Raw genomic sequence first — 13,328 nt, 5'->3', positions numbered from 1 at the left:
GAGCGGTCCTTTCGCCGGTGCCGTACGTAGCATACAATCACAAGGACCATCTATGAGGAGAGCCATGAGCATGCAGCACATCACGCGGGAATTGACGCACGTTTGGCGCGTTTTCGGGGTCGCCCTGGCGCTGGCGCTGATCGGGACATCGATCCGGCCCGGTTTCGCGCAGGAGACGGGCCAGGAGGATAAACGCACCGGGTTCCTGGTGGTGGCGGCGGATCGCGGCTTCATCGGGAATGAGGAGATCATCGACGAATTCCAGGCCTTCGCGAAGAGCCGCAACGTGGCGCTGACCTTCGTCACGGACGAGCGCACCGAGAAATACCTGAAGAAGAACCTGGACGCGTTGCTGCAGGGCGGTGCGGAGCGGATCGTGGTGGCGCCCCTGTTCCTTTCGGCTGCCGAGCCGCGCTTCGTGCTGGCCAGGGCGCTGCTGGAGCGGAACAAACCCGGCGTGCCGCTGGTGTACGCGCGTCCCTACGGCGAAAGCTATTTTGCGGTGGAAGATCTGGCGGACCGGTTCCGCGGCATCCAGGCGCCCAAGGAGGCCCGCGTGGTGGTGATCGGCTATGGGGCGACCGGGGATGAAAATGAACGGAAGATCAAGGCGGATCTGGCGCGCATCGCGGACAAGGCCGCGGCCGGATTCGGCTTTGCGTCGACCCGTGTGCTGGTTGGGCACGACAAGACCGAAGAGGACGACATCGAGGTGCGCGCATCCCGGCTGCAGAAGGAACTGACCGCTGCCGCGGAGGAGGGTGGCGCGGCCGGGAAGTCGATCGTGGTGCCGTTTCATCTGGGTCCCAAGCTCGACAGCATGATGTCCTTCGACAGCAAGCTCAAGTGGCTGCTGCCGGCCGGGGCCGATATCCTGGCGGAGGGCGACCGTTCCTCGCCGGCAAGCGGGCTCTCCGTCTGGCTGCAGCGCGAGGCCCACCGGAGCCGGCCTTACGCCGCCGAGGACGTGGGCGTCGTGCTGCTGGCGCATGGATCGGATTTCAACTGGAACGAGACCATGCGCGAGGCGGTCGAGCCGCTGGCGCAGCGCTACAAGATCGAGTTTGCATTCTCCATGGCGGATCCGGTGACGGTGGAACGGGCACTGCGGCGGCTGGAGCAGCGGGGCGCCAAGGCGGCCGTCATCGTGCGCGTGTACGGCATGGAAAGCAGCTTCCGCAAGGATATCGAGCGCATGGTGGGGCTGGATATCGAGGAAGGCGACGCGTCCGGCGGTTCCGGCTACGGCGGGTTCATGCATGGGCACGGCGGCGGTGCGCCGACGCATCCCGCGCCGCGCATCCGCACCGCGCTGCCGGTGCAGACGGTGGGCGGGGTCGGCGCCAGCCCGCTGTTTGCCGCGGCGCTGCTGGACCGGGCGCAGGCGCTGTCCAGGAATCCCGCGCGCGATACCGTCATCCTGGTGGCGCACGGTTCCGGCAGCGATCACGTGAACGAGATGTGGAACAGGCTGCTGGAGGAGATCGCGGGCCATATGCGCAAGGCGGGCGGCGACAAATTCCACGCGATCAGGGTGGCGACCTGGCGCGAGGATTGGCCCGACAAGCGCGCGTCGTGGATCGAGAAAATCCGCGGCATGGTGACGGAGGCCGGAAGCCGTGGCGGCAGGGCGATCGTCATCCCGGCACGCACCACCGGAGAAGGACCCGAGAAGCAGTTTCTTTCAGGGCTGGAGTATGACCTGGGCAGTGGATTCGCGCCGCACCCCCTGTTCGTGCGGTGGGTGGATGAAAACATCCAGGCCGGCCTGGCGCGCCTCGACAGTGCCCGCCAAGCCGGAGTGGCCCAGTCGGAGAAGGAGCGGGCGTCCTATCTGGAGGGATGGCTGAGGTGACGGCGCGTACGTTCCGGGTTGTACTTCAGTCCAATGGACAGCGTTTCCGGAAAGTGTAGGATACGAGGCGGGAAAGGTTCAAGCTTTCCTTCTTCTCCGATGGGATGGTAATAGGGTGGCAGTAGGGTGAAGCGACCCGGCACGGGCAAACCCGCCTGTGCCGGGTTTTTCTCCGGGTCATCGAAGGTTGGCGGGAAAGGCAGCACGGATTTCCAGCACCCATCCCATCCCTGCCGATTCGCTCCACGCCATTCCACCCTGCACCCTTCTTCGCCCGTCGAGGCGCATGCTGCCTGAGGCTATGCGGTTTCCAGCCTTGCGTCCAGCGTGATGTTCGCCTTGAACAGCCGGGAGACGGGACATCCCGTCTTGGCCTTGTTGGCGATCTCGTCGAACTGTGCCGGGTCCACCCCCGGGATCCTTGCAGTCACGTCGAGGTGGATCGCGGTGATCTCGAACCCTTCGGCGGTCTTGCTGAGCGTTACCGCGGCGTGCGTTTCGATTTTCTCCGGGACCAGCCCCGCCTCGCCGAGAAACAGCGAGAAGGCCATCGAGAAACAGCCGGCATGCGCCGCACCGATCAGTTCTTCCGGGTTGGTGCCTGGGCCACCCTCGAACCGCGATGCGAAGCCGTAGGGCGCTTCCCGCAGCACGCCCGTTTCAGTGGAAATCGTACCGCTGCCGTCCTTGATTCCGCCTTGCCATACTGCCCACGCTTTTTTCGTTGCCATGGCTCCTCCTCGTATCTGAAGAAAGGAAAAAAGATGCATCCCGCGTGCCCCTCCGATGCGGAGCCGCGACCCGGATGACTGTGCCGGGCGGGCCGAGGACGGTCAGCGGTGCGTCAGGCTGCCTTCGTACCGCCTCCTGTCCTTGACGCCCTGCCAGTTCGGGTTGTCGGCCTGCCTGCGCTCGATCACCCTGCGATCCGCCCAATAGGGGGACGCGGCGGCATGATGGGTGGGGTGGGATGCGAGGCCGCGAGGGACATGCATGCTCTCCGTCTTGGCGAGATGGCGTTCCTTCCGGCTGATTTTCCGGCACAACTCGGCCATGAGGCGCATGTCCTCCGACGACATGGAGCGCATCGCGCTCACGACTTCCTGGATGAACGGATCACCCGGCTGATCCGCCTGCAGGCCCGTGCTCATGCGGCCTTCGCCGGTGGCGATCCACGTCGGGTAGGCGCCGATCCGGGCTTCGATCTCCACCAGGTTCTTTCGCGGCACGCCCCGGCTCTTCCAGTTGTGCAGCGCCTGCTTGGAGACGTCGAGCAGCACCGCGACAGCAGCCTCGTTCCTGGCTCCCTTGAGCTCCCGGGCCGCCTTGAGCAGGCGTGCATAGCTGTCCTTCATTGCGGCGGATCGAGTCATGGGAGAGATGGGACGATTCTGTTTCCTGGTTCGGGATTCATCCGGGCAGGCCATGGCGCACTGTTGTCGACAATTTATCACAAGTAGGGAGAATAAAAAACAAAGCGAGATTCGAGGTGTCCTGCGGCGGATGGATCGGCACACGCATGTCAGGCGATGATCCTGGTCAGATAAAACGCTTCGAACTGCTCGAACGTCAACGGATGGCTGAAGAGATATCCCTGGTAGGCGTCGCAGCCCCGTTCCGCGAGGTAGTTCCGCTGCGCACTGGTTTCCACGCCTTCCGCCATGACGGACAGCCCCATGCTCTTCGCCAGCACCAGGATGGTCTGGACGATCGTCGCATTCCTGGGATCGGTGAGCGCATCCCGGATGAAGGAGCGGTCGATCTTCAGCCAGCCCAGCGGCAGGCGATTCAGCGAGTAGAGCGAGGAGGAACCGGTGCCGAAGTCGTCCAGGGCGAATTCCACGCCTCGCGTCTGCAGCCTGGACATCTTCGCGAGAACGTCCTCCACGTTGCTCGCGAGCAGGGCCTCGGTGAACTCCAGCCTGAGTCTCTGCGGATTGGCACCGGTGTGATCGAGCGTGGAGAACACCTGTTCCACGAAGTCGGGGTGGCGGAACTGGCGGGAGCTGACGTTGATCGCGACGTTGAGACGCGCGGTCTCGGGCCGCGCGGCCCAGGTCGACAGCTGCAGGCAGGCGGTTTCCAGTATCCAGCGGCCGAGCGGATAGATCAGACCGGTCTCCTCCGCGTGGGGAATGAATTCCGACGGTACCAGCAGGCCGCGTCGGGCATGCCGCCAGCGTACCAGGGCCTCGACGCCCATCACCTGTCCGCGGCCATCCACCTGGGGCTGGTAGTAGAGGACGAATTCTCCCTTTTTCAGTCCCTTGCGCAGATCGGATTCGAGAGTCATGCGTACGTTCACGCTTTCCTGCATCGATGCGTCGAAGAAGCGCAGCGTATTGCGGCCCGCCGCCTTGGCCTGGTACATCGCGAGATCCGCCTGCTTGAGGAGCTCGTCCAGCGTGGTGGCGCGATCGCCGAACAGCGCCACGCCGATGCTGGGCGTGGCATGATGCTCGTAGGCGTCCAGATGGAACGGCTCGTCGAATGCGGCGAGGGTGCGCTCGCATACCACCCTGATCTGGGCAGGCGCCTCGGTGGTGGGTCCCAGTTCGCTGGCCAGGATGACCACGAACTCGTCTCCCCCCAGGCGCGCCACGGTGTCGTTTTCGCGTACCGAGGCGATCAGGCGCGGAGCGACCTGGCGCAGCAGCTGGTCCCCCATGTCATGGCCCAGCATGTCGTTGAGCGCCTTGAAGTGGTCCAGGTCGATGAGCAGCAGCGCGCCGAGACTGTGGGTGCGCGAGCTTGCCTTGATGGCCTGCCGCAGGCGGTCCAGCAGGAGCTGCCGGTTCGGCAGCTGGGTCAGCGGATCATAGAAGGCGAGCTGATGGATTTCCTGCTCCGCCATCTTGCGCTGGGTGATGTCCGTATTGATGGTCAGGATCGATTGCGGCTGCCCTCGTTCGTTGCGCACCAGGGTCCAGTGGCACTCTGTGGTCAGAGTCGTGCCGTTCTTGCGATGCTGCACCAGTTCGCCACGCCATTCATCGTCGCGCAGCAGCAGGTTCATGGCTTCCTCGAAAGTCCTGGAATCATCGTACAGCAGGGTCTTGATGGACTGGCCCAGCGCCTCCTCCGAGGTCCAACCGTAGAGGCGTTCCGCTCCCTGGTTCCAGAACTGGATGCGGTGGTCGGTGCCGCGCACGATGATCGCATCCCTGGCCTTGTCGAGCAGGGAGGCCTGCTCGCGGATGCGTGCCTCGGCCTCGCGGCGTGCCAGTTCCGCGTCCTTGCGCTGCGTGATGTCCGAAAAGATGACGACGGTGCCGGTCGTCGTGCCCTTCTCCAGGATGGGGTGCGAGGTGAACTCCACCGGCAGGCGTGTTCCATCCTTTCTCCAGAAGGTGTCGTCATCCATGTGGCTGGGCCATTCGGCATGGAATTCCCGGAAGGCGGAGGGCTGCTCGCCTTCGTGGATCAGGCTGCTGGCATAGTGGCTGTGCGTCAGCGTATGCATGTGCTGGCCGAGTATCTCCGCCACCGAATAGCCGAGCATGCGCGCCGCCGCGCTGTTGATGAAGGTGCAGCGGCCTTCGAGATCGACGCCGTAGATGCCCTTGCCGGTGGATTCCAGCAGCAGCGATTTCTCCTGGTACAGCTTTTCGCGCTCCGCCTCGGAGCGCTTGCGCTCGGTGATGTCGCGGAAATAGACGGCCAGTCCTTCCTCGGAAGGATAGATGTGCACCTCCAGCCACCGGGCGAGCGGCGGATAGAAGTCTTCGAAAGCCACGGAGACGTTCTCATGGAAGGCCTTCTGGAATTTGTCGCTGAGATGGCCTTCCGCATCCCCCGCAAATTCCACGCAGATGCTTTTTCCAAGCAGTGCGCCCCGCTCCCGTTGCAGCAGCCTTTCGGCTTCCCGGTTGAAGTAGGTGAACGACCAGTCGCGGTCCAGCGTGAAGAATGCGTCGGTGATGCTCTCCAGTATTCTCTGGGTGCGCTGCCTGGAGCTCGACAGCTCGGCAGTGGCGATGCGCTGGTCCTCGATGGCGGCGAGCAGTTCCCGGTTGGCCTCCCGGATGGCGTCGACCTTTTCGCGGTTGACTGCCAGCATGAAGAAGACGACGGCCGTCAGACCGCTTACCAGGATGCCCCCGAGCAGCACCAGCAGGGGCTCCTGGCTGGCAACGGCCTGCTCGAACGGAGGCCGCGAGGCGGCTTCGATCGTCCACTGGCGGCCGTAGACCGGCAGAGTCAGGGTCTTCCTGAACCTGGGCGCGGGGGCCTGCGCCGGATGATGCGCGGCGCTGTCGAACAGCAGCGCGTCCTGTGGCGCGGCATCGGTGTCGGAGATGATCAGGTCGAGCTCCTCGAGCTCGGCGTGCAGGGTGGTCCGGATGAAATCGTCCATCCTGAACGGCGCGTACACGTAGCCCACGAGCGACACGCGCCTGGCGTCGACCGTCCCCGGATCGAGGTGGCCATGATAATACGGCATGTACAGGAGCACGCCCGCCTGGCTGTCCGCCCCGCTTTCCTGGACCAGCCTGACCTTGCCGGAAAGTATCGTCTTCGCGGTATCGCGTGCGCGCGACATCGCCGCACGGCGCACCGGATGCGAGAACATGTCGTATCCCAGCGCGCGCAGGTTCTTTCCCGGAAGGGGCTCCAGGTAGACGATGGAAGTGTATTCTTCGCGGGAGCCCTCCGGCCACACCCGGTATGTGGGAAAGCCCTCGGCGCGGACGTCGGCAATGTGGGCGGCCAGGTCTTCCGGCAGGATGCGCTTCGTGAACCCGATGCCGAGCAGTTCAGGATGGTTGGCATCCATCTGCAGGGTGTCCACGTAGCGGCGCCACTCTTCCCGCGTGACGGAATCGGAGGCTAGCAGATGCGCCAAGGCGCCTGTCAGTACACGCTCATAGCCTGACAGCCGGGTCTGGATGCGCGACGTGGCGTCCGCCACGCGATTGTCGAACCGGATGTGGGCGTTGCGTTCCTGCAGATCCCGCACGATCGACCAGCCCGTCACGGTCAGGATCAGGAAAGCGATACCCGTCAGGAGGGCGACGAGGTGCCGTGATGACAGTCCTAGGACGAGCGGCCGGCTTTTATGGGTGTCGATGCTGGTCTCCGATTGGATCGAGGAGGGTGGTCAATTCATGGGCAGTGAAATTTCAGTACAGTATATGTGGCGTGACGGACCTGCCTGGAGAGAATGTTCGATTCCATACCGGCAGGGCCGGATGGGTACGTTTTCCAGGCCGGCCATCGGTGAGCGCACCCGCATGGTGGTGCTGCCGATCACCTTCCGTGGCGGTGGCGATTCCTGCACCATGGCTGGATGACCATGCAAGCCCTGCTGTGCGGGCATACTTCAAGCGTCGCTCGCCATATGTTAAACAATATGTTTACTAATGTAAACATATTGTTTAAATAAATTCCCGCGCAGGCCGCGGCATCGAACCCGGAGTTGCGGTGCCTGCCCGCGCTGACCCGCGACTGGCGAGCGGATTCAACCTGGCCTGCAAGGAATTGTCGACGATCTTTCGGGCAGCCGGATGCTCCATGCCTTTCCGGGTTTCGGTTCCGCAAGCGGAATGGAGCCGCATCTACTCACGTCCATACCATTTGCGCATCATTCCTTCGAATTCCTCCACCGACAGGGGCCGCGAAAACAGATTGCCCTGGCCGTAATCGCACTCGGAAGCCGCCAGCAGGCTGCACTGCTCCTTCGATTCGATGCCCTCCGCGATCACCTTGATGCCGAGTTTGTGCGCCATGACGATGATCGCCTCGCATAGTGCCTGGTCGCTGGAATCGAAGGTCAGGTTCTGTACGAAGGATTGGTCGATCTTGAGATAGTCGATATTGAATTTCTTGAGATAGCCGAGGGACGAGTAGCCGGTGCCGAAGCCGTCCATGGAGATCCACATGCCGGCATCCCTGAAGGCCTGCAGTTTCGAAGTCACGGCCGTACTCGCGTCCATCAGCAGGCCTTCGGTGATCTCTATCACGACGCTGTGTCCGGGCAGCTTCAGTTCCTGCAGGAATTTGAGCCATGTCTTGTGAATGTCGACGTCCCTGCGGTACTGTACCGGAGACGTGTTGATGCTCACCTGAAAATCCGGATCGTATGCCGTGTGCCAGCGCTTGACCTGCTGGAGCGCCGTCCGATACACCCAATCGCCGATGTCGACGATCATTCGGGTTTCCTCGGCGATGGGGATGAAGTCCACCGGATTGATCATGCCCAGATCCGGATGGTACCAGCGCAGCAAGGCTTCCGCCTTGCGAATCCTGCCGGTTTCCAGGTCGAAGATGGGTTGGTAGTACAGCTGCAGCTGGTCTCCGGCCAATGCATCCCGGAGGTCGCTGGCCAGCCGCATGCGGGCTTGGGCGGTTTCATGCAGGGCGCGGGTGTAGTAGCTGACGCAGTTGCGTCCCTGGCTCTTGGCGGCGTACATGGCCTGGTCGCCGTTGCTTACCAGTACCCCGATGGTATCCGCATCCTGCGGATAGAATGTGACGCCCACGCTGGCCGATACGTAGATGATCTTATCCCCGAGCTGGAAGGGTTCCGCCATCGCATGCAGGATATTCCTTACGACCCGATTGATGCTGATGGTGTTGTGCAGTCCACCCAGGATGACCGAGAACTCGTCGCCTCCCAGCCGTGCCACCGTGTCGACCCCGCGTATGCAGCCGCCTAGGCGCACCGCCGCTTCCTTGAGCAGCAGGTCGCCGACGTCATGCCCATAGGCGTCGTTGATCTCCTTGAAGTGGTCCAGGTCGAGCAGGATCAGTGCGATCGAGCTGCCCGCCCGCCGCGCCTTCTTGATTTCTTCCTCCAGGCGGTGATAGAACATGTAGCGATTGGGCAGGCTGGTGACGGCGTCGAAGTTGGCCTGCTTCCATATCAGCTCCTCGGATTTCTTCTTCATCGTGATGTCCGAGAACAGCGTGATCCACCGGTGCACCGAACCATCTTCGTCGTGGGTGGCATTGATCTTGCGCCATTCCGAGTAGATTTCCCCATTCTTGCGCCGGCTTGTCACCTCGCCCTCCCAGTGGCCGCTGGTTTCGAGCGATAGCTGCATCGCCTGGAAAAACGACTCGTCATGGCAGCCGCTGGCCAGCAGGTCGGGATTCTTCCCCAGCACCTCCTCCCGGGTATAGCCGGTGATCGTGGTGAAGGCCGGGTTCACGCTGATGATGGCATGGTCCGGATCGGTCACCATCATCGCCTCGCTGCTGTTTCCGAATATGAGCGTGGCCTGGCGCATGGATTCCTCCGTCGCCCTGCGGGTGACGATGTCCCGCTCGATGGACGATGCCATGGAATTGAGCGTATCGCCGAGCTCGGCCAGTTCGTTTCGCGTTGCGATCGTACATCGGGCCGTGTAGTCGCCCTGCATGAGCTGTGCGGCGTAGTGGTGCAGCTGGACGAGCGGCTTGAGTATGGTGCGGCGCATATAAAGCATTGCCGCCATCAGGATCAGTATCGTGGTGAGGACCAGTCCCATGATCCACAGGATTTGGCGATGCAGGCGCGTCAGCTCTTCGGCGACCCGCATGCGGGTGCGCGCATCCAGCCGCTCCATGAATTCCTGGATCGGCACCATGATGGCGGTTTTGTCGGCCATGTATTGATCGTTGAAGAGCAGGTCGATGGTGACGCTCATCTCGGGTGTATGGCGGATGACGGAATCATGGTGACGATCTCCGTACAGTTCGCCCAGGGTTGCGATCACCCGTTTTTCCAGCTTCGTCAGCTTCTCGGAGTTCTCCAAGGCCTTCTGCATCAGCGCGATTTCCTGCTCATCCAGGCCTTCTTTGCGCATCATGTCCATCAGGGAGATGGCTTCCTTCGGTTCGGCGGCGGGTTTCGCTGCGGCATTCTTGAGGTACCAGTAGGTTCCGGAGTAATGGCCGGGGCGTGGACGGGTTCCCTCGCGAATGCCCAGTATCTCGAAATAGTGGCGCTTATGGGCCGGGTTGCCGGTGAGCGCGTAGAGGCGCACCATGCGGGTGAGCTCTTCCGAGCTCTGGAGCAGCTCGTTGGCGAGCAGCAGGGAGCGATAGCGGTGTTGCTCGGCGGCATCGATATCTCCATGGATATCGAAGGCCCGGTACACGATGACGCCGATGACGCAGAAGAGCAGCAACAGGGCTGCAGTGAAGAGCTTGGAGAAAAAGCTGATTCTCATGACCTCCCTTTCGAAATCTTTGACGCGAAAATCCCTGGTTTCGGCGACGGAAACCCCCTTCGCTGCATGGTCCGTTCCTGGTTGCAGGACGGCCCGAGGACATGGAGGGGGACGGAAGCGGTCAACATCTCCTTTTTGTCATGGATTCAACAAGGTGTTTACATCGGATTGTACTCCATATGGAATCCCAGTTGTAACCGAACTCCGCTGTTTGTGACACGGCACGTGAATGGCATCCGGGATGGCGGGCAGAGGCCCTGCCTGCTTGGGAGGGGAGTATGATGATGAAATCGCTTCACGGCAAGGCGGTTTCCAGCGACGCGTCGAAAACCCCCTGCCGAAGCAGGGGGACGAGCAATGATCGTCTGGCAGGGTTTTATTTTCCGAGCAGCGATCTTACCTGTCTCGCGTATTCCGCGTGAGAGATGAACGCCGGCCGTACGCTGACGAGCAGGGCCTTCAGTTCCTCGTTCCTGGCATTGGGGATGAGGGTCTTGTCGACCGCGTCGAGTACCTGCTCATGGTAGGCGATCTCGTGGTCGATGTACGCTTTGTCGAATTCCGCCCCGCTCAGTTTTTTCAGGCGTTCGATGTTCTTGTCTCCATCCGCTTTCAAGCTTTCGCTGGTTGGATTGTTCTCCGGGGTGACCTTGAGCCGGGTCACCAGTTCCGTTGCCTGTTTGTTCACGCCGGTATGATCCGACGCCATGCGTTGAGCAAAGGCCTTGACGTCCGCGTTGGACGCCTTGGTTTCCGCCAGCTTGCCGGCGTCGACGTCGACCTGGTTGGCAACCACGACGATGGCGGCGATTTGTGCGTCGTTGGGAGCGGTTGCCTGGGCCGTGGATACCACAAGCATGGGAACGGCCAGAGCAACCGCAAATATGAGCGTAGGATGCTTCATGATTCCTCCTCGATGGAAAGGTCGATCGAAGGATGAGAAGGTGTATCTCATCCGGAAATGGTACGCCCGTCCGGACCTCGTTTTCCTCCGGCTGCACACGGCGAAGGCGCAAGGCCTGCAGGATCGGCCGGCCGGAAACGGATGCCCTCTCAGGATTCGTACCCCTGTCATGGTACACGTTAATTCGATTCGCCACCCTATTTTTGGAGGCAAGTCATTATTTCAATAATGGTTATTCGATACGGGAAGTATGCTTCGATCATGCGGGATATGGAGGGGGTGGGTCGGAGGCCGTGCTCATGGAAGCCGGATATCCGGCTTGACTATGGAAATAGGAATCACTACTATCGAATCGCAGGTCATGACAGGAGCGGGAATTCGCTACGAAAAAGAAGTACCAGTCGGCTTACCGTGAGCGAGCATGAGACCGGGTTCGGATGGCAGTCCGGTCGTGCGGCGACCATGGTGGACGGGACTCCATTGCATCGGGCGTCTCGACCCTCCGGGCGGTCATGGGAAAAAATTTCATCGCTGCAAGGGGTTGTTGGCATGAATCTGTCTTTTATATAAAAGGAGAAAGAGCATGAAAAAGTGTAAATTCGCGGGACTGATGGTATTGACGATGCTGGCGGGACCGGCGCTGGCGGCTTGCGAAATCGAAGTCGAGAGCAATGATGCGATGAAGTTCAACAAGAGCAGTATCGACGTGCCGCAAAGCTGCAGCCAGTTCGTGGTGAAGCTGAAGCATGTCGGCAAGATGCCGAAGACGTCGATGGGCCACAACTGGGTGCTTGCCAAGACCGCGGATATTCAGGGCGTGATCAAGGACGGGATCACCGCGGGACTGAACAATCAATACGTCAAGTCCGGCGACGCGCGCGTGATTGCACATACCAAGATCATCGGCGGCGGTGAGAGCGATACGGCGACGGTTGATGTAGGCAAGCTGAAGGCGGGCGAAGGCTACACGTTCATCTGTTCGTTCCCCGGTCATTCGGCCATCATGAAGGGTACGCTGCAGGTCAAGTAGCGCTCCTCCACCGGGCTTCCGTGCGGGAGGCCCGGTAAACCGGCCATTATTTCCCGCTGACCGTTTCGCTCACCCGCCTCATCGGGCTGTTCGCGCGCGTTCCGCTTCACGCGCATCCCGCGATTCTTTTCGGATCCCTCCCATTTTTCTGGCCACCCTGAAAATCGACGGGCCACCGATCCCGGAGATCGAGGCACGGGGTCGCATAGCTTGTGTATTCCATCGCACAGAGTCATGCGGAGCTTGCGAGGGATAATGCGTCATGAAATTGGCGTGCCGGCGTTTCCCATGGGCAAAAAAGAACCCGCGCGAGGCGGGTTGTCAAGAGGGAGATGAAAAAGGGAATGAAAACGATTTCCCAGTTTCGGAAGTGATTGTATCGTGAAGTCAACGCCGTGTGTAGCTGTAAAACTTTACAGGTGTGCCAGGAAGCCTGAAAGCGGCGATTCCATGTTCGTGGTGTTCCGCTCCCGCCGATCGTTTATAATGACCCTGTGCGGGCACGGCGATCCCTTGCTTTCCGCCTTTCCTCTATTTGCCTACAGATCATGAGAGATGGCCATCCGGCGATTGCCGTGATGCTATGGTGTGCGGTATCACTGGGTGGCTGCGCGACGACGCAGCCCCATGATGGCAATGCGCACACGGATCAGATCGATCCCTATGAGGACATCAATCGCAAGTCCTACACCTTCACGGATACGATCGACCGGAAAATCGTGGCGCCTGTTGCGGATGCCTACAGCGAGAACGTTCCCGAGCGTCTGCAGCGCATCATCGGGAATTTCTACGACAACCTCGCGTATCCCAACGTGATTCTCAACAGCTTTCTGCAAGGCAAGGTACGCCAGGGTTTCCAGGATACGCTGCGTTTCACGGTCAACTCGACCATCGGATTGGCAGGATTGTTCGACATGGCCACGCCCATGGGTCTGGTCCAGCATGACGAGGATTTCGGACAGACGCTGGGAGTCTGGGGCGTCGATGCCAAGACCTACTACTTCATTCCCCTGCTGGGGCCGAGCAGCAATCGCGATGTGCCCGACATCCCGCTCAGCGTGGTGACGAACGGGTTGTTTTACGCCGGAATCTACATGATCAGCGCACCTGTCACGGTCCCGCTCACGATTCTCGGTGCCGTCGACAAGCGTGCCCGACTGTCGGGGCCCATGCGCCTGCGCGATGATGCGGCGGTGGAGCCCTATCTGTTCGTGCGTGATGCCTATCTGCAGCAGCGCAAGCATCTGATATACGATGGCAACCCGCCCCCCGAGGCCTACGAGGACCCGGACATGTACGACGCTTCTCCGGACGAGGGGACGCACTGAAGGGCGGATGGATCGCAACAGGTAGAACGGGAGTTTCCGTCTCGGCGAATCCGGG

Annotated in this window: 9 protein-coding genes; 4 read left to right on the top strand and 5 right to left on the bottom strand. The window is 61.3% G+C overall.

What is annotated here, in order from left to right; genetic code table 11:
- Nucleotides 1–64: 64 nt before the first annotated feature.
- Nucleotides 65–1,855 carry a sirohydrochlorin chelatase gene (locus BT108_RS02800; RefSeq protein WP_072293040.1) on the top strand — a complete coding sequence of 597 codons (1,791 nt, stop codon included), beginning with the start codon at nucleotides 65–67 and terminating at the stop codon, nucleotides 1,853–1,855.
- Between the two features lie 299 nt (nucleotides 1,856–2,154).
- On the opposite strand, the gene BT108_RS02795 is transcribed toward BT108_RS02800, so the two are convergent.
- From BT108_RS02795 to BT108_RS02785, 3 genes are all read right to left on the bottom strand, one after another.
- Nucleotides 2,155–2,586 carry an OsmC family protein gene (locus BT108_RS02795; RefSeq protein WP_072293039.1) on the bottom strand — a complete coding sequence of 144 codons (432 nt, stop codon included), beginning with the start codon at nucleotides 2,584–2,586 and terminating at the stop codon, nucleotides 2,155–2,157.
- 102 nt (nucleotides 2,587–2,688) lie between these two features.
- Entirely contained in the window at nucleotides 2,689–3,210 is a 522-nt protein-coding gene (locus BT108_RS02790; protein WP_072293038.1) for a helix-turn-helix domain-containing protein, read from the bottom strand.
- Between the two features lie 167 nt (nucleotides 3,211–3,377).
- Nucleotides 3,378–6,833, bottom strand: coding sequence for a bifunctional diguanylate cyclase/phosphodiesterase (locus tag BT108_RS02785; RefSeq protein ID WP_072293037.1), 3,456 nt, complete (start codon nucleotides 6,831–6,833; stop codon nucleotides 3,378–3,380).
- Between the two features lie 85 nt (nucleotides 6,834–6,918).
- On the opposite strand from BT108_RS02785, the gene BT108_RS13450 reads away from it, so the two are divergent.
- Complete coding sequence (locus tag BT108_RS13450; RefSeq protein WP_218184800.1) at nucleotides 6,919–7,149, top strand: hypothetical protein; 231 nt, start codon at nucleotides 6,919–6,921, stop codon at nucleotides 7,147–7,149.
- A 264-nt stretch (nucleotides 7,150–7,413) separates the two neighbouring features.
- Here the strand turns inward: BT108_RS13450 and BT108_RS02780 are convergent, their stop codons facing one another.
- Together BT108_RS02780 and BT108_RS02775 are read right to left on the bottom strand one after the other, a co-directional pair.
- The gene (locus BT108_RS02780) at nucleotides 7,414–10,011 is read right to left on the bottom strand and encodes a putative bifunctional diguanylate cyclase/phosphodiesterase (RefSeq protein ID WP_072293036.1); all 2,598 of its coding nucleotides are present in this window, start codon (nucleotides 10,009–10,011) and stop codon (nucleotides 7,414–7,416) included.
- A 376-nt stretch (nucleotides 10,012–10,387) separates the two neighbouring features.
- A complete protein-coding gene (locus BT108_RS02775; protein ID WP_072293035.1) occupies nucleotides 10,388–10,915 on the bottom strand; it encodes a DUF4142 domain-containing protein in 528 nt (175 codons plus the stop codon).
- A gap of 583 nt (nucleotides 10,916–11,498) precedes the next feature.
- On the opposite strand from BT108_RS02775, the gene azu reads away from it, so the two are divergent.
- A complete protein-coding gene (azu, locus tag BT108_RS02770) occupies nucleotides 11,499–11,945 on the top strand; it encodes an azurin (RefSeq protein ID WP_072293034.1) in 447 nt (148 codons plus the stop codon).
- 578 nt (nucleotides 11,946–12,523) lie between these two features.
- Nucleotides 12,524–13,273, top strand: coding sequence for an MlaA family lipoprotein (locus BT108_RS02765; protein ID WP_072293033.1), 750 nt, complete (start codon nucleotides 12,524–12,526; stop codon nucleotides 13,271–13,273).
- The last annotated feature ends 55 nt before the right edge of the window (nucleotides 13,274–13,328 follow it).

The organism is Nitrosovibrio sp. Nv17 (assembly GCF_900119085.1).
Taxonomy (GTDB): domain Bacteria; phylum Pseudomonadota; class Gammaproteobacteria; order Burkholderiales; family Nitrosomonadaceae; genus Nitrosospira.
Note: the sequence above shows the minus strand (reverse complement) of the source record. Positions and strands in the feature narration are given on the sequence as shown.